At 58.8% G+C, this 21,285-nt stretch carries 20 protein-coding genes and 2 pseudogenes; 16 read left to right on the top strand and 6 right to left on the bottom strand.

Annotated features, from left to right (window positions below):
* Positions 1-15: 15 nt before the first annotated feature.
* From IEX53_RS06765 to IEX53_RS06755, 3 genes and pseudogenes are all read right to left on the bottom strand, one after another.
* Positions 16-888, bottom strand: coding sequence for a carbohydrate ABC transporter permease (locus tag IEX53_RS06765; RefSeq protein ID WP_188822720.1), 873 nt, complete (start codon positions 886-888; stop codon positions 16-18).
* Positions 881-1,741 (bottom strand): annotated as a pseudogene (locus tag IEX53_RS06760) (carbohydrate ABC transporter permease); the annotation flags it as partial. The gene IEX53_RS06765 and the pseudogene IEX53_RS06760, both read right to left, overlap by 8 nt.
* A gap of 102 nt (positions 1,742-1,843) precedes the next feature.
* Positions 1,844-3,133 carry an ABC transporter substrate-binding protein gene (locus tag IEX53_RS06755; protein WP_188822715.1) on the bottom strand — a complete coding sequence of 430 codons (1,290 nt, stop codon included), beginning with the start codon at positions 3,131-3,133 and terminating at the stop codon, positions 1,844-1,846.
* Positions 3,134-3,250: 117 nt separating this feature from the next.
* Between IEX53_RS06755 and IEX53_RS06750 the strand changes: the two genes are divergently transcribed.
* The 6 genes from IEX53_RS06750 to IEX53_RS06725 all read left to right on the top strand — a co-directional run bounded on the left by IEX53_RS06750 (position 3,251) and on the right by IEX53_RS06725 (position 10,088).
* Positions 3,251-3,964, top strand: coding sequence for a TetR/AcrR family transcriptional regulator (locus tag IEX53_RS06750; protein WP_188822713.1), 714 nt, complete (start codon positions 3,251-3,253; stop codon positions 3,962-3,964).
* Between the two features lie 324 nt (positions 3,965-4,288).
* On the top strand, positions 4,289-5,431 hold the full coding sequence (locus IEX53_RS06745) for a Gfo/Idh/MocA family protein (RefSeq protein ID WP_188822711.1): 1,143 nt from the start codon (positions 4,289-4,291) through the stop codon (positions 5,429-5,431).
* A gap of 10 nt (positions 5,432-5,441) precedes the next feature.
* Positions 5,442-6,605 (top strand): dihydrodipicolinate synthase family protein, encoded by a 1,164-nt coding sequence (locus tag IEX53_RS06740; RefSeq protein WP_188822709.1) that lies wholly within the window; start codon positions 5,442-5,444, stop codon positions 6,603-6,605.
* Positions 6,598-8,019 (top strand): enolase C-terminal domain-like protein, encoded by a 1,422-nt coding sequence (locus IEX53_RS06735; protein WP_373288593.1) that lies wholly within the window; start codon positions 6,598-6,600, stop codon positions 8,017-8,019. The genes IEX53_RS06740 and IEX53_RS06735 overlap by 8 nt, the downstream gene beginning before the upstream one ends.
* Positions 8,020-8,021: 2 nt before the next feature.
* On the top strand, positions 8,022-8,843 hold the full coding sequence (locus tag IEX53_RS06730) for a sugar phosphate isomerase/epimerase family protein (RefSeq protein WP_188822705.1): 822 nt from the start codon (positions 8,022-8,024) through the stop codon (positions 8,841-8,843).
* A 21-nt stretch (positions 8,844-8,864) separates the two neighbouring features.
* Positions 8,865-10,088, top strand: coding sequence for a Gfo/Idh/MocA family protein (locus IEX53_RS06725; protein WP_188822703.1), 1,224 nt, complete (start codon positions 8,865-8,867; stop codon positions 10,086-10,088).
* 261 nt (positions 10,089-10,349) lie between these two features.
* Here the strand turns inward: IEX53_RS06725 and IEX53_RS06720 are convergent.
* A pseudogene (locus IEX53_RS06720) lies at positions 10,350-10,532 on the bottom strand (N-methyl-L-tryptophan oxidase); the annotation flags it as partial.
* Here IEX53_RS06720 and IEX53_RS24165 point away from each other — a divergent pair.
* Positions 10,513-10,647 carry a hypothetical protein gene (locus IEX53_RS24165; RefSeq protein WP_268902574.1) on the top strand — a complete coding sequence of 45 codons (135 nt, stop codon included), beginning with the start codon at positions 10,513-10,515 and terminating at the stop codon, positions 10,645-10,647. The pseudogene IEX53_RS06720 and the gene IEX53_RS24165 overlap by 20 nt on opposite strands.
* 15 nt (positions 10,648-10,662) lie before the next feature.
* Here IEX53_RS24165 and IEX53_RS06715 read toward each other — a convergent pair whose 3' ends face one another.
* Complete coding sequence (locus IEX53_RS06715) at positions 10,663-11,778, bottom strand: anhydro-N-acetylmuramic acid kinase (protein ID WP_188822701.1); 1,116 nt, start codon at positions 11,776-11,778, stop codon at positions 10,663-10,665.
* An 80-nt stretch (positions 11,779-11,858) separates the two neighbouring features.
* Positions 11,859-12,785 carry an N-acetylmuramic acid 6-phosphate etherase gene (gene murQ, locus IEX53_RS06710; protein WP_188822699.1) on the bottom strand — a complete coding sequence of 309 codons (927 nt, stop codon included), beginning with the start codon at positions 12,783-12,785 and terminating at the stop codon, positions 11,859-11,861.
* 281 nt (positions 12,786-13,066) lie between these two features.
* On the opposite strand from murQ, the gene rfbB reads away from it, so the two are divergent.
* The 9 genes from rfbB to IEX53_RS06665 are packed head-to-tail and all read left to right on the top strand — an operon-like array spanning position 13,067 to position 21,279.
* Positions 13,067-14,137: a dTDP-glucose 4,6-dehydratase gene (gene rfbB, locus IEX53_RS06705; protein WP_188822697.1), complete on the top strand. Its 1,071-nt coding sequence runs from the start codon at positions 13,067-13,069 to the stop codon at positions 14,135-14,137.
* Positions 14,134-15,015 carry a glucose-1-phosphate thymidylyltransferase RfbA gene (gene rfbA / locus IEX53_RS06700; protein ID WP_188822695.1) on the top strand — a complete coding sequence of 294 codons (882 nt, stop codon included), beginning with the start codon at positions 14,134-14,136 and terminating at the stop codon, positions 15,013-15,015. Before rfbB ends, rfbA begins: the two co-directional genes overlap by 4 nt.
* Positions 15,016-15,055: 40 nt before the next feature.
* The gene (locus IEX53_RS06695) at positions 15,056-15,466 is read left to right on the top strand and encodes a sugar 3,4-ketoisomerase (protein WP_188822693.1); all 411 of its coding nucleotides are present in this window, start codon (positions 15,056-15,058) and stop codon (positions 15,464-15,466) included.
* Positions 15,456-16,127, top strand: coding sequence for an acetyltransferase (locus IEX53_RS06690; protein WP_188822691.1), 672 nt, complete (start codon positions 15,456-15,458; stop codon positions 16,125-16,127). Before IEX53_RS06695 ends, IEX53_RS06690 begins: the two co-directional genes overlap by 11 nt.
* 6 nt (positions 16,128-16,133) lie before the next feature.
* Positions 16,134-17,048 carry a glycoside hydrolase family protein gene (locus IEX53_RS06685; RefSeq protein ID WP_188822689.1) on the top strand — a complete coding sequence of 305 codons (915 nt, stop codon included), beginning with the start codon at positions 16,134-16,136 and terminating at the stop codon, positions 17,046-17,048.
* Entirely contained in the window at positions 17,042-17,983 is a 942-nt protein-coding gene (locus tag IEX53_RS06680) for a GNAT family N-acetyltransferase (protein WP_188822687.1), read from the top strand. Before IEX53_RS06685 ends, IEX53_RS06680 begins: the two co-directional genes overlap by 7 nt.
* Entirely contained in the window at positions 17,976-19,079 is a 1,104-nt protein-coding gene (locus IEX53_RS06675; protein ID WP_188822686.1) for a DegT/DnrJ/EryC1/StrS family aminotransferase, read from the top strand. The genes IEX53_RS06680 and IEX53_RS06675 overlap by 8 nt, the downstream gene beginning before the upstream one ends.
* Positions 19,076-20,341: an O-antigen translocase gene (locus IEX53_RS06670; RefSeq protein WP_188822684.1), complete on the top strand. Its 1,266-nt coding sequence runs from the start codon at positions 19,076-19,078 to the stop codon at positions 20,339-20,341. The genes IEX53_RS06675 and IEX53_RS06670 overlap by 4 nt, the downstream gene beginning before the upstream one ends.
* Entirely contained in the window at positions 20,338-21,279 is a 942-nt protein-coding gene (locus tag IEX53_RS06665; RefSeq protein WP_188822683.1) for a glycosyltransferase family 2 protein, read from the top strand. The genes IEX53_RS06670 and IEX53_RS06665 overlap by 4 nt, the downstream gene beginning before the upstream one ends.
* Positions 21,280-21,285 lie beyond the last annotated feature (6 nt).

The raw sequence follows: 21,285 nt of genomic DNA, 5'->3' as shown, positions 1-21,285 counted from the left end.
GGAATGCCCTAGGGGTTACCGCTTCATGCCGGTTGTGGCGATGCCTTCGATCAGCAAGCGCTGGAAGAACAGGAAAAACAGGAAGACAGGCACCAGCGAGAGATTGGACATGGCGAACAGCGCCGTCCAGTCGGAACTCCCGGTCGAGTCCACGAAGGAGCGCAGGCCGAGCTGGACCGTGTAGGTGTCGATGTCGTTGAGATAGATCAGCGGGCCGAAGAAATCGTCCCATGTCCAGATGAAGGCGAAGATGGCGGCGGTGGCGAGAACCGGCATGGAAAGCGGCAGCATGATCTTCCAGTAAATGCGGAACGGACTGCACCCATCCATGATCGCCGCCTCGTCCAGCTCGCGCGGGATGCCACGGAAAAACTGCACCATCAGGAAGATGAAGAACGCATCCGTCGCCAGATATTTCGGCACGATCAGCGGCAGCGAGGTGTTCACCCAGCCAAGCTTCAGGAACAGGATATATTGCGGGATGAGGACGACGTGGTAGGGCAGCATCAGCGTGCCCAGCATCAGCGCGAACCAGAAATTCCGCCCGCCGAAGCGCAGGCGGGCGAAGGCGAAGGCGGCGAGCGAGCAGCCCACGACATTGCCTATGGTCGCCAGCACCGCGATGAAGAACGAGTTCCAGAAGAACCGCCCAAAGCTGACCTGCAACCCGGTCCAGCCACGGATATATCCACCCCAATCGACGGAGGACGGGATGAGCGAAGTGGAACCGAACAGCTCATCCTGCGGCCGGAACGAGCCGGAGATCATCCAGAGGATCGGGTAAAGCATGGCGAAGGACGCCGCGACCAGCACGCCATGCAGCAGCACCGATTTCATGGGCGAACGCTGCGGCGTCGCGCCGGGACGGGTGGAGACGGCGTCAGTCATCGTAATGCACCCAATATTTCGCCGAGAGGAAGGAAAAGGCCGTGAACAGCGAGATGATGACCACCAAAATCCAGGCGAGCGCCGAGGCATAGCCCATGCGGAAGAAGCCGAACGCCTCCTGATAAAGATAGAGCGTGTAGAACAGCGTCGAGTTGATCGGCCCGCCCGTGCCTTCCGAAATGATGAAGGCGGGGGTAAAGGCCTTGAAGGCGTCGATCGTCTGGATCACGGCGTTGAAGAAAATAACGGGCGTCAGCAGCGGCAGGGTGATGCGGAAGAACTGGCGCAGCTTGCTCGCCCCATCCATTTCCGCCGCCTCATACATATCCTGCGGAATCTGCCTGAGCCCGGCGAGGAAAATTATCATCGGCGAGCCGAACTGCCATACCGAGAGGATGACAAGCGTGTAGATCGAATAGTCCGGGTTGGAAATCCAGCTCGGCCCCTCATAGCCGAAGAGCTTCCACAGCGTCATGTTGATGAGGCCATCGGAGGCGAACAATTGCCGCCAGAGCACGGCGATGGCGACGCTGGAGCCGAGCAGCGACGGCAGGTAGAAAATCGCCCGGTAAAGCGTCAGCCCCCTTATGCCGCGATTGAAGGCGAGCGCTACGAGCAGCGCGAAGGCGAGTTTCAACGGCACCGACAAGAGCACATAGGTGAATGTCACCTGCATCGCCGCCGCGAATTTCGGGTCCGCCGTGGCGATGCGCACATAATTTGCCGCGCCCACCCAGTCCGGCGATTGCAGCAAATCGTAATTGGTGAAGGACAGGTAGAGCGAGGCAAGCGCCGGCCCGAGCGTCAGCCCGAAAAAACCGACGAACCAGGGCAAAAGGAACAAATAGGCATGGATATTCCGGCTGAAAATCCGTTTCAGCCCCGCTTTTTTCGGGGCAGACGCCGCCGCGCGCCCCTCCCCGGCTATGGATTCGGAGTAAGCCGTCATAAGCTGCTACTTTCGCTTGACGATATTTTCCGCATCCTGAACGAGACGGACGCCACCCTCCTCCGGCGTGATCCGCTGGAATGCCACTTCCTCCGCCACGCGTTTCAGCGCGAAGGCGAACTCGCCCGCGCCGGGCGGCGGAGCGGGCGGCAACTCACCAGCGCCGGGGGTGATATCGGCAATGTACTGCACCATGCTTTTGCTCACATCGTCGAGTTTCCCGGCCAGCTGGTCGCGCATGGAGGCGGACGCCGGAACGCCGCGCTCCACACCCAGAATATCGACGCCTTCAGGTGTCGCGACGAGGAAATTGATGAAGCCGATGGCGTCCTCGATGCCCTTGCTGCCATTGGCAACGCTGATCAGCATCGACGGCTTCAGATAATGGCCGGAAGGCCCGTCTGTTGAGACTTTCGGATAGGCAGCGAGCGATAGCTTGGCCTTATTCAGCGCCTGATAGCCGACGAATTGGTTGGAATGAGCGAAGGCCGTCGCCGCCTTGCCTGTCGTCAGCGCGTTGGTTTCGATATTGAGCTGGTCCAGCGCCTGAATGTCCGCGGGTACACAGGCGCCGTCTTCGCGCATCTTCGCCCACATGGCGAACCACTTGGCCGCGTCGTCCGCACCATAGCCGATCTTCCCATCCGTGGTGTAGAGGGATTTGCCCTGCTGGCGCAGCCAACATTCAAGGCTGGGCTCCAGTCCGCTCGCATCCGCCGTGGCGTAATAGCCGGGCTTCGGCTTGTTCTTGCCGAATTTGGCGGCGTTTTCGGCGAATTCCTCCCAGGTCTTGACGTCGGAGGGCGGCGTGGCGTCGGTCTTTTCCCAAGCCGCGCGGTCGAACATGAGCGCACTTGAATTGACGCCGAGATTGATGCCGTAGAGCTTGCCGTCAACCCGCCCGGAATCGATATTCATCGCGCCGAAATCAGTGATGTTGAGGCCCTTGCCAAGATATTCGTCGAGCGGGGCAAGCGCGCCGCGGCGGGCATATTCAAAGATATAGCGGTAATCCATCTGGATCAGGTCGGGGGCGTTGCGCCCCGCGACCTGCGTTGCAAGACGCGGCCAGTAATCGCTCCAGCCGGCAAATTCGCCAGCGATGGTGAGGTCCGGCTTCACCTTTTTATAGGCCTCGATGGCCTTGTTGGTGCGGTCGGCCCGCTCCTGCGAGCCCCACCAGAGCATGCGCAACCGCGTGGCCTGCGCAAAGGCCCGCCCTCCTCCCAGAGCAGCGAGCGAAAATGCGGCCAAACCTGCTGTAAGGACAGCACGTCTCTGAAGCATCACGGACATTGGCACCTCCTCCCTGATGATTGCCAAGTTGATAATGCAGATAGCTGAGTGTTGTCATTTAATAACTAATTGGTTACATCGGACCATCGATCCGTTGCCTTGTCAAGTGGATGTGGAATGACCGAAAGCAGAAAAGAAAAAACGCCCGTTCCCGCCGAGGTGGCAGAGAGCAAAGGGGCAGACAAGCGGAAGCGCACGGCGCAGATCCGCAACCCCGAGCGCACCCGCGCCGCCATCCTCGAGGCCGCCCGCCGCGAAATCGCCGACAAGGGGCTTGCCGGTGCACGGATCGATGTCGTCGCGCGCCGGGCGGGCACCAACAAGCGCATGATCTACCATTATTTCGGGGACAAGGATGCGCTCTATCTGGCCGTTCTCGAAGATACCTATCGCGATATCCGCCATGCGGAACGCCGGCTTGATCTTGCCCGCAAGGCCCCGGTGGACGGCTTGCGGGAACTGGCGCTGTTCACTTGGCACTATTACCTCGATCACCCGGAATTCCTGAGCATCCTTGCTACGGAAAACCTCAATCAAGCCCGCTATTTGAGGCAATCCGGCGCGATTACCGAGATGCACTCCAATTTCATCTCGGAATTGAAGGATGTGCTGCGGCGCGGCGAGGCGTCCGGTGAATTCCGCGCCGGTCTCGATCCGGTCGATGTCTATCTCACCATCGCCTCACTGGGCTTTTTCTATCTTTCCAACCGCTACACCCTCTCCACCATTTTTCAGCGCGACCTGATGACGCCCGCGGAACTCGACCGCTGGGGGCTGCACATCGTAGAAACGCTTCTGGCGACGCTGCGGCCGGAGAAGGTGGATAAGTGACCCCTTCACCCTCGCCCTTCGAGGCTCGCTACGCGAGCACCTCAGGATGAGGGTGAAGGGGCGCCGGCGCTTAACAACGCGGATGAAGAGGCTGCAGCGTTCCAGTAGCCCTCATGGTGAGGTGCTCGCGCAGCGAGCCTCGAACCACGAGGGCGCTTGGCACCCTCATGACAATTTCAAATTGCGGGTTTTCCTCATCTTCATACCTTGACAGACCCCCGCTTTCACGCAACTAAATAACCAAATGGTTACAAATTGCCATGGCTGAAACAGGCGCCCTATGGGAACGGGCTCTTGTTTTATGGTTTTCGGGAGGAGATTTGAATGAAGCGCATCGGCGTCATCATGCACGGCATCACCGGACGCATGGGGTATAATCAGCATCTGGTCCGGTCGGTCCTGGCTATCCGCGATCAGGGCGGCGTGACGCTGAAAAGCGGCGAGAAAATCATGCTTGATCCGATCCTCGTCGGGCGCAATGCCGGGAAGATCGAGGAAATCGCCCGCCGCCATGGCATATCCCGCTGGACCGAAGATCTGGACGCGGCACTCAGCAATCCGGACGATACGCTTTTCTTCGACGCCGGGACCACGCAGATGCGCGGCGGTCTCCTCGAAAAGGCGATAAGGGCGGGCAAGCACGTCTATTGCGAAAAGCCGATTTCCGACACGCTGGAAGATGCGCTCGCCGTTGCAAAGCTGGCGGAAAGCTCCGGTATCAAGCATGGCGTCGTGCAGGACAAACTCTTCCTGCCGGGGCTGCGCAAGCTCGCCATGCTGCGCGACAGCGGCTTCTTCGGCAAAATTCTCTCCGTGCGCGGCGAGTTCGGCTATTGGGTCTTTGAGGGCGACTGGCAACCGGCCCAGCGCCCGTCTTGGAACTACCGCGTAAAGGATGGCGGCGGCATCATATTGGACATGCTGTGCCATTGGCGCTACGTGCTCGACAATCTGTTCGGGCCCGTGAAAGCAGTAAGCTGCCTCGGCGCGACCCATATCCCCGAGCGCGTCGACGAGCAGGGGCGCCCCTATGCCGCCGACGCCGACGACGCCGCCTATGCGACCTTCGAACTCGAAGGCGGCGTCATCGCCCACATCAATTCCTCCTGGGCGGTGCGGGTGCGCCGCGACGACCTCGTAACCTTTCAGGTGGACGGCACCCATGGCTCCGCCGTGGCGGGGCTGACGAAATGCTGGACGCAGCACCGCACCAGCACACCGAAGCCGGTGTGGAATCCCGACCAGCCGCAAACCATCGACTTCTACAAGACCTGGCAGGAAGTGCCTGACAATGTCGCCTATGACAATGGCTTCAAGACGCAGTGGGAGATGTTCATCCGCCACCTCGCCGAGGACGCCCCATGGCCCTATGGGCTGATGGAAGGCGTCAAGGGCGTGCAGCTGGCTGAACTCGGCCTCCAGTCCTGGAAGGAACGCCGCTGGCTCGATGTTCCTGCGCTGGCTTGAGGAGGCGAAGATGCGCGATATCCGATTGCCCGTAGAAAGCGGCAGCATTGAAAACTATCGCCTGCAAGGTACGCCCATCCCATTCGAGCAGCGTAAAAGCAGCGATTTCAACCGCGTCGCTTTTGCGGCGGCCCATGTGGTGGCCGATCCGCTGGCGGGGAACGATCCATGGCTGACCCCAGCCATCGACTGGGATGCGACGCTGCGATTCCGTCACCGGCTCTGGGATCTGGGTCTGGGCGTGGCCGAGGCGATGGATACGGCGCAGCGCGGCATGGGCCTCGCCTGGCCCGAAGCGCGGGAGCTTATCGCACGGTCGCTGAGGGAAGCCGCCAGCCGGGACGATGCGCTCATCGCCTGCGGCGTCGGCACGGATCATCTTGAGGGAACCGGACACGATCTCCAGCGGATCATAGGCGCTTATCACGAACAGCTCGATTTCGTGCAAGGCCATGGCGGGCGCGTCATCCTGATGGCGAGCCGCGCGCTGGCCGCCACCGCCCGCTCGCCGGAGGATTATCTCGAAACCTATGCCCGCGTGCTGTCAAAAGCCGATGGCAAGGTCATCATCCATTGGCTGGGCGAGATGTTCGATCCCGCTCTTGCCGGATATTGGGGCGCTGCCGATCATATGGAGGCCATGGAAACCTGCCTTCAGATGATCGAGGCCAATGCGGCAAAGATCGACGGCATCAAGATTTCGCTTCTGTCGAAGGAAAAGGAAATCGCCATGCGCCGGCGGTTGCCTGAGGGCGTGCGCATGTATACAGGCGATGATTTCAACTATGCTGAACTCATCGCCGGGGACGCTGAGGGACATTCCGACGCGCTGCTCGGCATATTCGACGCCATTGCCCCCGCTGCGTCGAGCGCGCTGGCTTCCCTGAAGCGCGGCGAGACGCAGGCCTTCTTCGACATTCTAGAGCCGACCGTTGCGCTGTCGCGGCATATTTTCCGCGCCCCGACACGGTTCTACAAGACCGGCGTCGTCTTTCTCGCCTGGCTCAATGGGCTGCAGGACCATTTCACCATGGTGGGCGGTCAGGAGAGCGCGCGCTCTACGCAGCATTTCGCCGAGCTGTTTCGTTTGGCCGACAAGGCGAATGTGCTTGCTGACCCTGATATCGCCGTCAGCCGCATGAAGGCTTTCCTCGCTGTCCGGGGCGTTGCGTGAGATGCAGGCGGTAAAAGTCCGGGACGCCGCGCTTTTCGAACGGCGCGTGACAATGCGAACGCCGTTCCGTTTCGGCGCGGCGACGGTCAATGAGGCGAGCCAGCTTTTCCTACGTCTGACGATCGAAGACGGCCAAGGCCGCTACGTCAATGGCTACGCGGCCGAACTGATGGTGCCGAAATGGTTCGACAAGAACCCGGCGCTGGGTCAGGCCGATAATGAGGAGCAACTGCGCCGTTCGGTGTGCCTCGCGGTGAAGTTGGCGGGCAACGCGCCTGCCCTCCCCGCCTTTGCCCTGCACACGGCGCTGGAGGGCGAGCAGCATCGCCTCGCGACAGCGGAGGGCCTCAACAGGCTGGTCGCGTCCTTCGGCCTGGCGCTGGTCGACCGCGCGGTGCTGGATGCGCTTTGCAGATGGAACAATGTTCCGGTTACGCAGGCGCTGCGCGAAAACCTTCCTGAGATCAATGCGGAGACCACGCCAGACCTTGCCGGCTCCGATATCGACACGTTTCTCGCCCAGCTCAAACCGGAGCCGAGTCTCGTCCTGCGCCATACCGTCGGCTATGTCGATGCGCTGACGCCTGCCGACCTCTCCGCGCGTCACGATGACGGCTTGCCGGAGTGCCTGGAGGAGGAAATCCGCGCCTATGGGCTGACCTGTTTCAAGCTCAAGGTTTCAGGACGCCCGCTGGAAGATGTAGCGCGCCTCAAAGCCATTGCCGCGGTGCTCGATCGCCAACCCAAATATCTGGTGACGCTCGACGGCAACGAGCAGTTCGAGGATGAGGAAGCGGCGATCGAACTCATCGACCGCATCGAAGCGGAGCCTTCCTTGAAGCGCCTGCGCGGGTCGCTGCTGTTTCTGGAGCAGCCCTTTCCCCGCGCCACCGCCCTCTCCCGCCCGGTCACGAGGCTGGCGCAGCGCATTCTGCTCGAAATCGACGAGTCGGACGGGACGCCCGATGCGTTTCTTGAGGCAAAGGCGCAGGGTTATCGCGGCGTCTCCTCCAAATCCTGCAAAGGCTTCTACCGCTCGCTGCTGAACCGGATGCGGGTGGAGAAATGGAATACCGAAGGCGACGGCTTCTTCATGTCGGCGGAGGATCTGACCACGCAGGCGGGCATCGCCGTGCAGCAGGATCTGGCGCTCGCCGCTATCCTTCGCCTCGGCCATGTCGAGCGCAACGGACACCATTATGTCGATGGCATGCAGGGCGCCGGGGAGGAAGAGGTGCGCGCATGGCTTGACGCCCATGGCGACCTCTACAGGCAGACAGCGGATGGTCGCCTCCGCCTCGATATAAAGGACGGCAGGCTTGACCTTGGCACGACGCTCCACGCCACGGGCCTTGGCATTTCGGGGGAAGCGGCCGCTGCCACCTTCACGGCGCTTGAAAAGAGGGGGAGTTAAGCATGGATTTATCCGGCCTGTCGATCAATTTCGCGACCATAAAACAGGGCGGTGCGTTCGGCGCGCTTGTCGATGCCTGCCTTGCGCAAGGAATCACCACCATTTCGCCCTGGCGCGATCAGGTTCATGGCGTCGGGCTTGCGGAAGCGGCGCATATCGTCGGCCAGAACGGGCTTCGCCTCAGCGGGCTTTGCCGCGGCGGCTTCTTCCCCGCGCCGGATGCCGAAGGCCGCCAACGCGCCATCGAGGACAACAAACGCGCGGTGGATGAAGCCGCCGCACTCGGCGCGGATTGCCTCGTGCTTGTTGTCGGCGGCCTACCGCAAGGCTCGCGCGATCTCAAGGGCGCGCGGCAGATGGTCGAGGACGGCATGGCCGCGCTTCTGCCCCATGCGCGCGCAGCCGGCATCCCGCTCGCCATCGAGCCGCTGCATCCCTTCTACGCGGCGGACCGCGCCTGCATCAATACGCTGAGACAATCCCTCGACCTCTGCGACCGGCTGGGCGAGGGAACCGGCGTCGCTATCGACGTCTACCATGTCTGGTGGGATCCCGAACTGGAAGAACAAGTGGCGCGAGCGGGGCGCAACGGGCAGATATATGCGCATCATATCTGCGACTGGCTGGTGCCGACCACCGACCCGCTCAACGATCGCGGCATGATGGGTGATGGCGTCATCGACCTTAAAGCCTTCCGCGCCATGATTGAGAAGGCGGGTTTCTTCGGGCCGCAGGAGGTGGAAATCTTCTCGCACCGCTGGAACGCGTTGCCGGTGGAGGAGGTGCTCGCCACGGTGGTCGGGCGGTACAGGACGGTTTGCTGAGAGTTTTTCGGGAGGAAAACCATGAAACGCACGCGTTACGCCCTTGTCGGGACAGGCAATCGCGGCACGACGATGTGGGGCCGGGAGTTGCTTGCGAGCTGGAGCGATTATGTCGAACTCGTCGGCATCTGCGATTTGAACCTCATGCGCGCCGAGCGGGCGCGGGCGATGATCGGGTCCGATGCGCCCCTTTATAGCGATTTCGACCGGATGATGGCTGAGCTGAGGCCCGCGCTCGTGATCGTCTGCACGCCTGATGACACCCATGACGACATTATCGTGCGCGCGCTCGAAGCCGGGGCCGATGTCATCAGCGAAAAGCCAATGACGACGACGCGTGACAAGATCGACCGCATCCTCGCGGCGGAAAGAAGGACCGGCCGCCGGGTGGACGTGTCCTTCAACTACCGCTTCGCCCCCACCGCGGCGCGGATCAAGGAACTCATCAATGACGGCGCCATTGGCGAGGTCACATCGGTCGATTTCCATTGGTATCTCGATAACAAGCACGGTGCGGATTATTTCCGCCGCTGGCACGCCTTCGCTGAGCGCTCTGGCAGCCTTTTCGTCCACAAGGCGACGCATCATTTCGATCTGCTCAACTGGTATCTCGATTCCGACCCCGTCGAGGTGAAAGGCTTCGGCCAGCTCCTGCATTACGGCCGCAACGGACCGTTTCGGTGGGAGCGCTGCCGCACCTGTCCGTACAAAAGCGAATGCGATTACTATTTCGATCTCTCCGCCGATCCGTTTCTCGATACGCTCTATGAAGACCCTTCGACGGTTGATGGCTATGTCCGCGACGCCTGCGTCTTCCGCGAGGAAATCGATATTCCGGACACGATGACCGCCTCGATCCGCTATGCCAGCGGCGTGCAGGTTTCCTATTCGCTCAATACCTATATGCCGATCGAAGGGCATCATATCGCCTTCAACGGCCATAAGGGCCGCATCGAAATGCGGCAGTATGAAAAGCAGCCCTGGACGGAGCCGCCCGCCGATGAAATCCTGCTGATCAAGAGCTTCGGCGGCGAGGTGGAGCGCATCTGGGTGCCGCATGAGCCCGGTGGCCATTATGGCGGCGACAACCGCATGCGCGACATGATCTTCAAGCCCGGCTCCAACGACCGCCTGCGCCAGCGCGCGGGATCACGCGCGGGTGCGATGTCCGTGCTGTGCGGCGTCGCGGCGCTACGCAGTGCGCGCGAGGGCGGGTCGGTCATGGTGGAGCCGCCGCGCGTCTGACAATGCGCTGCAATGCTTGGGAACACTAGAGCCGTTCATGTTTTGATGGAACTGCGCCAAGCGCCCTCGTGGTTCGAGGCTCATTCCGCTGCGCTCCAATCGCACGTCACCATGAGGGCTACTGAAGCGCCGACGTCCCTCCACCTCATGCTGAGGCGCAACGCCCCTTCACCCTCATCCTGAGGTGCTCGCGAAGCGAGCCTCGAAGGGCGAGGATGAAGGGATCACGGTAACAGCAGTTTCCATCAAACCGTGAAACACTCAGGAGGTCGCGGCCCGCTTCGCCACGAATGCGTCCATGGCGGCAAAGGAAAAGGCCGAGACCGGCAGCGCCGTGCCGCCGTCGAGAGTGAGATCGGCAAGGATTTCGCCGACGACGCTGGTGAACTTGAAGCCGTGGCCCGAGCAGGGCGAGGCCACGACGATGCGCGGCTCGCCGGGCATGGACGCCATGCGCAAGCGGATCAGCATTCGTCCGGGCGACAGGCGCCGGCTCCTGCCCGATCTCGACAAGCTGCATCTCTTCGATGCCGCCACCGCAGAGCGGCTGGCCGGTTGATGTATGGAACCGGACTCAGCCCGCGAGCCGCCCACCGGTCATCGGCTCCGGCGCGCCGGTGGTGCTGGGAAAGCTGATCGGCAGCCCGCGCAGCACGCGCACGGCGAGAAAGGCGAAGCACTCGGCTTCTACCGCATCGCCGCGCCAGCCAAGTTCTTCACTAGGGGAGATTTCTACGTTGGCCCGTTCACGAAGCATCCGCATCAGCGTCGGGTTGTGGCGACCACCGCCGCTGACGAAGAGCCTTTGAGGACGCTGCGGCAGGAGGTCGAGCGCCTTGCCCACTGCCGAAGCGGTAAACGCCGTGAGCGTCGCCGCGCCGTTCTCGGCGGTGAGGCCCTCCGCCATGGCCGCGCCGAAATCGAAGCGGTCCAGCGACTTGGGATAGGCGGCGGAAAGATAGGGATGCTCTAGGAGCCGGGTGAGCCGTTCCTCATCCACCTTACCCGCTTCCGCCAGCCTGCCGTCCCTGTCCATATCGCCAAGGCCGTGCGATTTCACCCAATCGTTGATTGGCGCATTGGCAGGGCCGGTGTCGAAGGCGACGAGTTTGCCCCCTCCATCGCTCCAGGTGATGTTCCCCACGCCGCCGAGATTAAGAATGGCCGCTTTCCCATCCCGGGAAATGCTTTTGAGCAGGGCCGAATGATAGACTGCTGCCAGAGGGGCGCCCTGCCCTCCGGCCCGAACGTCGGCGCTGCGGAAATCATAGGCGACCCTCACGCCCAGAAGCCGCGCCATCAGTTCCCCGTCGCCCAGTTGCCGCGTGGCGCCCAGACGACCTTGTTGCGGTGCACGATGAAGGACGGTCTGGCCGTGAAAGCCGACAATGTCGATATCCCCCATCCGCAGCCCGGCCTCCGCCACCAGAGCCTGTACGGCTTGCGCTTGCGCCCGGGTGAGCGCCTCTTCGGCTTGCATGAAGATCGCGGGTTCCGGGCCGTCAAAGTTCCATTTCCGGGCCTGCGCGAGGGTTTCTTCAAGCAGGCCGCGGATGTCTTGCGGATAAGGCGCGAGCGTATAAGGGCCGAAAGCTTCGACTATCTCCCCATCCGTCTTCAGCAGGGCGACGTCGATATTGCCGTCCAGCACCGTTCCCGTCATCAAGCCCACGGCCCAGATCGGCTGCATGCCTTTCTCCTCAGTTCGAATTCATGGCGTCACCGATGGCGGCGTGAAGACGCGTGATGGCCGAATACCATATTTCGGATTTATTTCCCTGCCGCTTCAAGGGCCTTTCGGAGGAACCCATCGCTTTTTGCAAGCGCCTTCTCCGCATCGCGTGCATCGAGGCCGGTCAGCACCATCAGGATAGCCATCTTCACATTGTTGCCGGCCTTCGCCAGGTAGGTTTCGGCCACGTCGGACGCGCAACCTGTTGCCTCGGCAATGATGCGGATGGCGCGGGCGTGGAGCTTCTCATTGCTGATCGACAGATCGACCATCAGGTTCTCATAGGTTTTGCCGAGGCGGATCATGCTGGCGGTCGAGAGCATGTTGAGCACGAGCTTCTGCGCCGTCCCGGATTTGAGCCTTGTCGATCCGGTCAGCACCTCCGGCCCGACAACCGGGGAAATAGCGATATCGGCCATGGCAGCGAGGGTGGACGACGGATTGCAGGTAAGCGCCACGGCGACGGCGCCGATTGACCTGGCGTATTCGAGCGCGCCAACCACGTAAGGCGTGCGCCCGCTGGCGGCGATGCCGACGACCACATCCCCTGCCGTAAGCGCCACCGCTTCCAGATCGCGCCGTCCGCCCTCGGCTTCATCCTCCGCTCCCTCCACGGCGCGCATGATGGCATCGCGGCCACCTGCGATGATACCGATCACCATGCCTTTCGGGACGGAAAAGGTAGGCGGGCATTCCGACGCATCCAGAACCCCCAGACGCGCACTCGTCCCGGCGCCGATATAGATCAGCCGTCCACCCTCACGAAACGCGCGGACGATTTCTTCCACCGCGCGGTCTATTTGCGGGATGACCTTCGCCACCGCGCCGGGAACAATCGCATCCTCGGCATTCATCAGCCGCAAAATATCCTCTGTGGTCATGAGATCGATAGCCACGGACTTCGGATTGCGCGCTTCCGAAACCAGTTTCTCAAGCTCTGCGAAAAGGCGCCGTCGCGAAGACATATCGTCCCACTTCCGTTAAAGCCTCACGGTACCGGCATAAATGGGGCTTCATCCAAACCGGCTCAATGGTCGGAGCGATATTACCCTTTACGCGGCATGTGGAACAGTTGGGGATGATCGCCGCATAACGGAGACCCTCCGGCTGTTCTGAATTCTTTGGATAACGTGGAAAGATCACTCCCGGTTCGCCTTTATCCAACAGCTTGCTGTTGTAACAGAAGCGAGAGTTGAATACTGACAATCGGTGACGGTTGTCGGATAGGTGATAGAGGGATCGCGTAGTGAAAATTATCGTCACCGGGGGCGCGGGGTTTATCGGTTCCGCAGTTGTAAGGCATATCGTAAGAGATACTCCCCATCACGTTCTCAACGTCGATGCCCTGACATATGCCGGCAATCTCGCATCCTTGGCGGAATGCGCAGGCGAGGCACGGTATTCATTCGTAAAAATGGATATTCGGAACCGCACCGCTCTTGATGGGCTGTTTGCGGACTACCAGCCCGACGCGATTATGCACCTGGCTGCTGAAACGCATGTGGATAGGTCCATAGACGGACCTGAAAATTTTATTCAAACAAATATCATCGGCACCTTTACGCTGCTTGAGGCAGCCAGAAAGTACATTGGCGGCAGGGCAGGAAATCGAAGCAAGTTCCGTTTTCACCACATATCCACAGACGAAGTCTTCGGAGACCTCCACGAGGGCGACGAACCATTCTGCGAGACAACGCCCTACAGCCCCAGTTCCCCCTATTCCGCATCCAAGGCAGCGTCGGACCATCTAGTCAGAGCCTGGGCCAGGACTTATGGCATCGACACCGTCATTACCAATTGCTCCAACAATTATGGTCCCTACCATTTCCCGGAGAAGCTGATCCCGCTCATGATTCTCAACGCGCTGGATGGCAAGGACCTCCCGGTTTACGGCGACGGCGCGCAGATTCGTGACTGGCTCTACGTAGAGGATCATGCACGGGCACTCCTAACGGTCATCGAGAATGGCAAGGCTGGGGAAACCTATAATATCGGCGGCTGCAATGAGAAAAAGAATATCGAGGTTGTGCATGCGATCTGCGACGTCCTGGATTCGATCACGCCCCGCGAGGATGGCGTAAGTTACAGGCAGCAGATCCGGCATGTAACAGACCGCCCGGGGCATGATCGCCGCTATGCGGTGAACGCGGATAAACTGATCAATGAACTGGGCTGGCGGCCGGTGGAGACGTTCGAGACAGGAATTCGCAAGACCGTCGAATGGTTCGTCGCCAATAGGGAATGGTGCGAGGCCGTTCAGGCCAACAGATATGACCGGCGTCGGCTCGGCGTAGCAATCCTGGAGGAAGCCCTATGAGGAAGGGGATAATCCTCGCCGGAGGAACAGGGTCGCGACTATTTCCGGCCACCGTCGGCATTTGCAAGCAATTGCTCCCCATATACGACAAGCCGATGATTTACTATCCGCTCTCGGTTTTGATGCTGTCGGGAATCAGAACCGTACTGGTCATTACCACACCGGAGGATTGCTCTTCATTCGAGCGGCTGCTTGGCGACGGCAGGCAGTTCGGGATTGAAATTCAATATAAGGTGCAGCCCTCGCCAGACGGCCTCGCACAGGCCTTCATCCTCGGCGAGGAGTTTATCGGAGATGACAGCGTTTGCCTGGTGCTCGGCGACAATATTTTTTATGGTCCCGGCTTCAGCAGCATGCTTCAGCGCGTCTCAGAAAAGGAACACGGTGCCACGATATTCGGATACCCCGTCCGCGATCCGGAACGGTTTGGCGTCGTCGAGTTTGACCATGAAATGCGGGCAATCTCTATCGAGGAGAAGCCCAAGCAGCCGAAGTCCAACTATGCGGTGACGGGGCTATACTTTTACGACAATCGCGTCGTTGAGATCGCCAAGGCCGTCAAGCCGAGCGCGCGGGGCGAACTTGAAATTACGAGCATCAACCAAGCCTACTTACAGGCTGGTGATTTGAATGTAGAGCTTCTCGGTCGAGGCTTCGCGTGGCTGGATACCGGAACGCCCGACAGTCTGCTCGACGCGGCCCACTTTGTCGCAACTCTGGAACATAGGCAGGGTTTCAAGGTTGCCTGCCTGGAGGAGATCGCCTGGAATAACGGGTGGCTTTCCGATGACGGTCTTCTAGAGGCGGTTGCGAAATTCAAGGATAATGCTTATGGAAAATATCTCATGGGATTGATGATCGGCAGGCAATTGAAATGACGTTCGGCACCATTCAAATCGTCAAGAAGAGATGCTGAACATGGAAGAGCCCTATATCCTGAAATTGCCATCTCGTACAGATTCGCGTGGGCAACTGGTGGCGCTGGAGAGCAAGAATGGATTGCCTTTCGATCTCAAACGGGTCTACTATATGATAGGCATGTCTCCAGATCAGCCACGCGGTTATCACGCCCATCGCAAACTACAGCAGCTTGCGATCTGTTTGGCTGGGAGTTGCACGTTTATTTTTGATGATGGCCAGAATAAACATCAATTCCGCCTGAGCAAGCCGGATGAAGGTGTCTACATTGGTAGGTATATGTGGCACGAAATGCATGACATTTCTGCAGATTGCATTCTGCTTGTTTTGGCGAGCGAGGAATATTCAGAGGCCGATTATATCCGCGACTATTCAGAGTTTTTGAAAGAGGTGGGATCCCGTGAAATCTAAAAAGCTCGTTCTGGTCGGCGCAGGCGAGTTCGCTCTCATCGCCTATGAGTACTTCACTTACGATTCCGGCTATGACGTGGCTGCGTTTGCGGTCGAGCGGGATTATATCAAAGAGCAGCAGATAAACGGGCTTCCGGTCGTTCCCTTCGAGGAACTCAACGAACAATACGATCCAGCGGAGTACGAACTGTTCGTCGCCATTCCGGCAAGCCAGCTAAACCGGCTACGAACACGCCTGTACCTTGCCGCCAAGGAGCGAGGATACTCCTTCGCCACCTATATCAGTTCGCGCGCTTTCGTCTGGCGCAATGCGATTATTGGCGAAAACTGCTTCATCTTCGAGCACAATACGGTTCAGCCCTTCGTGGAGATCGGCAACAATGTCATTCTCTGGAGCGGCAACCACATAGGGCACCGCACCATCATTCGCGACAATTGTTTTCTGTCGTCTCACGTGGTCGTTTCGGGTTATTGCGATATCGGAGAGTCATGCTTCGTGGGCGTCAATGCCACGTTCAACGACCGTGTAAGCGTGCCGCACGATTGTGTCATCGCGTCGGGAACGCTAGTGAACAAATCACTCAAAAATCCGGAACGAATCTACCATGGTTCGCCTGTGGAGGAATTCCCCCGGAAAAGTGCATTAAATGTCAAACTGTAGGTTATCATGAAGTGGCATAAACATGGGTTGGTCTTCGATCCGACCGGAAAAATCGATTGGGCAATCAGCCATGCGCTGCAACCGACGCCCCTCGTGCTACCAGACAGAATACGGGTTTTCGTTGGCCTGAGAGACGCCATCGGCGTCAGCCGCATTGGATTCGTAGACCTGCAAAAGGACGACCCAACCAGGGTGATGGGGTATTCGCAGACGCCTGTCCTAGACATCGGAGAAGATGGCTGTTTTGACGAAAATGGGGTCGTTCCATCTGCTGTTGTCCAGCAAGGAAGTAGAGTCTATCTTTACTACGCCGGCTACCAATTAGGAGCGAAAGTGCGCTTCCTAGCATTCGGCGGACTGGCCATTTCGGATGATTTCGGGCAGACTTTCAAGCGTTATCAGAAGGTTCCGGTTTTCGAGCGAACCAATGCTGAAACACTATTCAGGGTTCCGCATACGGTACTATATCGGGACGGGATTTGGAAGGCATGGTATGGCGGCGGCAGCCACTATATCGCCGGCGCCGTCAAGACGCTGCCAGTCTATAATGTCCGGTATACGGAATCCGATAATCCCTATTTCTTTGGGGAGATGGGAAAGGTGGTTCTTGACGTGGCTGGTAGCGAACACCGCGTCGGCAGGCCATTTGTATTCTCGCGTGGGGAAAATGACCATTATCTCTTCTATGGTTACGGTACGGAACATGAACCCTACCAGTTGGGCTTCGCCAGATCTTCGGACATGATAAACTGGAAACGCCACGATCAGGAGATCGGCCTCGGCGCTGCGGCTGACGGGTGGGATTCGCAAATGATTGCCTATCCAAGCGTGGTTCAGATAGGTGAGAAAATCTACATATTCTACAATGGCCGGAATTATGGCGCAGAGGGCTTCGGTTTGGCGGAACTGCTGGAATGGTAGTCTGGCGCCGTTACGAACCGGCAAATATTACGATCTGGAACGAATTCGTCCGCAACGGCAGGGCGCGGCTATTCTTTTATGAGCGCGCTTTCATGGAGTATCACGCCGATCGCTTTAAAGACCATTCCCTGCTGTGCTGGAGCGACGATAAACTCATCGCCGTCCTGCCGGCGTCCCAGACCGGCGACGTCCTGGTTTCGCATGGGGGACTGACTTATGGCGGGCTGATGCTGGCGCCAAGAACACGCGCATCTGAAGTTCTGCAGGCTTTTGAGGCGTTGAAAGAATATGCTCGCGGTGCCGAGATCACTAAAATCATTTATAAAACGGTACCCTATATTTTCCATGTCCTGCCTAGCCAAGACGATCTGTACGCCCTGACGCGGATGAATGCCCGCCTGGTGCGGCGAGACATTTCCAGCGTCATTCACCTCGATCAGCCTCGAAAGCTGTCCAAAGGCCGCAAATGGCTGATCGCGCGCGCGAAAAAAGAACAGCTTGCCATGACGGAGAGCGACGACTGGGAGGGATTTCACAGCCTCCTCTCATCCGTATTGGCGCGTCACGGTGCAAGTCCCGTTCACTCTGTGGCGGAACTGCGTTACCTTAAAAGCCAGTTCAATAATCGGATCGCCTTGCGCTGCATCGAGCGCGACGGCGTCATGCTGGCTGCGACACTCATCTTTGTCTTCGACACGGCTGCACATACTCAATATATCGCAACTTCCGAGGAAGGAAAATCGCTTGGTGCGCTCGATTTTCTGCTTGAAGAGGTCATCGATGAGTTTGCAGCAAAGGGGAAGAAATATTTCAGCTTCGGTATTTCGACCGAAAATGGCGGCCGTGATCTCAATGAGGGCCTGATTGCCCAAAAAGAGGGCTTCGGTGGGCGCGGCATAACGTTGGACTGGTACGAGATGGACGTAGATGGTTGAATTTCTGGATCTTCGCTCGGTTACCACGACCATGCGGGACGAACTCGTCGAGGCGGCAACTCGCGTTATCGATTCGGGCTGGTTCATCGGCGGCGCCGAGCTAGAAACCTTCGAACGCGAATTCGCGGACTTCTGCGGCACCAAGTATTGCATCGGGGTCGGCAACGGTCTGGATGCGCTTATCCTCACGCTGCGTGCCTGGAAGGAGATGGGGAAGCTCGCGGATGGCGATGAGGTCATCGTCCCAGCCAATACCTACATCGCATCCATTCTGGCGATTTCGGCCTGCAACCTGACACCTGTTCTGATCGAACCCTCGCTGACCACCTATAACATCACCGCTGAACAAGTGGCGGACGCCATTACGGAGAAGACTCGCGCCGTTCTGCCTGTCCATCTTTACGGCCAGTTGGCGGATATGCCGTCGATCATGGAACTGGCGCACCAGCGCGGCTTGCTCGTGCTGGAAGATGCAGCCCAGGCACATGGCGCTGAAATGGAAGGCAAGCTGGCAGGCAATTGGGGTGACGCCGCAGGCTTCAGCTTCTATCCCGGCAAGAATCTCGGCGCCCTGGGCGACGCCGGTGCAGTGACAACAAATGACGAAGCCTTGGCGAATACTTTGATCGCCCTGCGAAACTATGGGTCGCATGAAAAATATAAGAACGACTTCAAGGGCGTGAACAGCCGGCTGGATGAGATTCAGGCAGCTTTCCTGCGCGTGAAACTGCGGCATCTTTCTACCCACACGGCGCGCCGCCGCGAAATCGCCAGGCAATATATTTCAGGCATCGACAATCCACTGATCACCCTGCCGGCATGGGCAAACCAGTCTCGGCACGTCTTCCACCTATTCGTGGTTCGTACACCGCATCGCGAAGCATTACGGCAGCACCTGCTGGACAGCGGCGTGAAGACGTTGATCCATTACCCAATTCCGCCACATCACCAGGCAGCTTACCCCGAGCTTGCTCACCTGAATTTGCCACAGACGGAGCGCCTGCATAGCGAAGTGCTAAGCCTGCCCATGTCGCCGACTCAAACCGATGCGGAGACTGCGCAAGTCATAGAAGCAATGAACAGGTTCAAAGCTTGAATCTGATCAAGACCTCGATCCTGTCTGCCATCGAAACGGGCATCAAACTTTCCTCGGGCTTTCTTGTCCTGAAATATCTTTCGGTGCAGACAGGCCCGCAAGGTATCGCCGCGTTTGGGCAGTTCCAGAATTTTGCGGCGGCGGCGACAGCCATGTGTGCGGGCGCCTTTACTACCGGGCTGGTGCGACTTGTCAGCGAAAGCCACCCGGAAGGGACCAGCAAGATTCATGTGCAGCGGGCAGCAGGCTTCGCAAGCTTGCTGCTCGTCGTGCTTGCCGTTCCGTTGCTTTTCGTGCCGGGCTGGATATCCAGCACGATGTTCGACACGCGCGCGTTCGCCTGGGCCATCGTCTGCCTGGCTCTCGCCCTCCCCTTCAGCGTCCTGTTTCAGATCATCCTCGCCCTGCTCAATGGCGCCGGACAGATAAGTCAATTGATCGTTTCGAAGTCCGCATCCAGCCTGTTGCTTTTGGTAATTTCCGTTGCACTGGTAAGCATCTTCGGGATTGGAGGAGGGCTGGCGAGCGTGGTGCTGGCGCCGGCAAGTGCCATATTGATTGCCCTGGCCATGGTCGCTCGAATTCCGGGCATCGACTGGTCGTGGTTCCGGCCCCGGCTCGACCGGCAGACAATACGGCAATTTGCGCCATTCTGGATCATGAGCATGACCACGGTCATTTCGACCCCTATCGTGCTGATGCTGATCCGCACCACCATCGGGGACAAGCTGGGTTGGACCAGTGCGGGCTATTGGGAAGCTTCGTGGAAAATTGCCGAGCTTTACCTGCTGGTTGTTACCACTGCGCTGACGGTCTATTACGTTCCCCAGCTAAGCCGGGCACAATGGGGCGAGGAGCGAAAGCTCGTGCTGAAGATATTATTCTTCGCCATTGCTACGAGCAGCGTTCTCGCGCTTGCGATCTATATCTTGCGCGATTTAGTCGTGCCAATCATGTTCTCCCGTGATTTCGAGCCCGTGTCTGCCATATTGGCGCCGCAGCTCGCCGGAAGCGTCATCCGCATAGGCGGCTGGGTTATCGCCTATCACATGATCGTACGAGGCAAGGTTGGCATCATGGTAGGGTCTGAATTATTCTTCGGCTTCACGCTCTACGTGGCCACCGTCTACCTTGTCGACAGGGTTGGCCTCATCGGCACGTCTTATGCGTTTCTGGCAAACACACTAGCTTATGCTATGTTCTCGATAATCTACTACCGGCTCTATATTGGCCGACCGCAAACAAGGAACAAGCCTGTATGAGCCAGCCACGGGTCAGCGTCATGGTACCCTGCTACAATGCCAGACATTTCCTGGCAGAGTGTCTCGACTCGATCATCGCCCAAAACCGGGACGATATGCAGATTGTCGTCAGCGATGATTGCTCGACTGACGGCACGCAGGACGTGCTGAGGGAATATGAACAGAACCATCCTCGCCTCATCAAGGCTTTTTACAATCCAAAAAATCTAGGAATAACACCCAATTGCAATCAGGCGCTGATGGCATGCGATGGCGAATATATTTCACTGTTTGCAGGGGATGACGTGATGCTTCCAGGCAAGCTGGATATGCAAGTGCGTTACATGGAAAGTCATCCCGACGTCGTCATGACATATCACGCAGTCGAGATCTTCAACAGCGACACCGATATGACGCTATCGACGACCAATACGTCTTCCCGATTGGATACCAGCGACGTTACCAACATCATCCGAAAGATGGGCATTGCCGGACCGATGAGCATCATGTTTCGCCGCAGCTCGATGCCCAAGGATGGTTATAATTCATCTCTCCCGGTCGCAAGCGACTGGCTGCTACAAATCCAAATCGCTGTCACCGGCAAAGTGGAGAAACTGCCCGGCGTCTGGTGCCGCTACCGCAAGCATGGCGTCAACAATGGCAAAGACCTCAACGCCTATAAGCACGAGTTCGTGGAGACGCTCAAAATAGTCAAACAACTATACAGTGACCGCCCGGATATTATGGCCGCCTGCGAAGCGGGCCTGGCCCGCTTCAGGGCAGGCGATGCTTTCCGGGAGCTTTCGGTTTCACGAAACGCTGCCCGGGCATTGTTGCGCGAGGCTCTTAGCCATCATGTGCGCCCGTCCTATCTGCTGGCCTATGGCGCAACTTGGATTCCCGGTATCGATGGCATTGCCCGAGCGCAAAAGGAGCGGCTCAAACGCTATCTTGGCTAGAAACCA

It is taken from the genome of Paramesorhizobium endophyticum, from assembly GCF_014640615.1.
Taxonomy (GTDB): domain Bacteria; phylum Pseudomonadota; class Alphaproteobacteria; order Rhizobiales; family Rhizobiaceae; genus Paramesorhizobium; species Paramesorhizobium endophyticum.
This window is presented reverse-complemented; position numbering and strand designations above follow the sequence as displayed.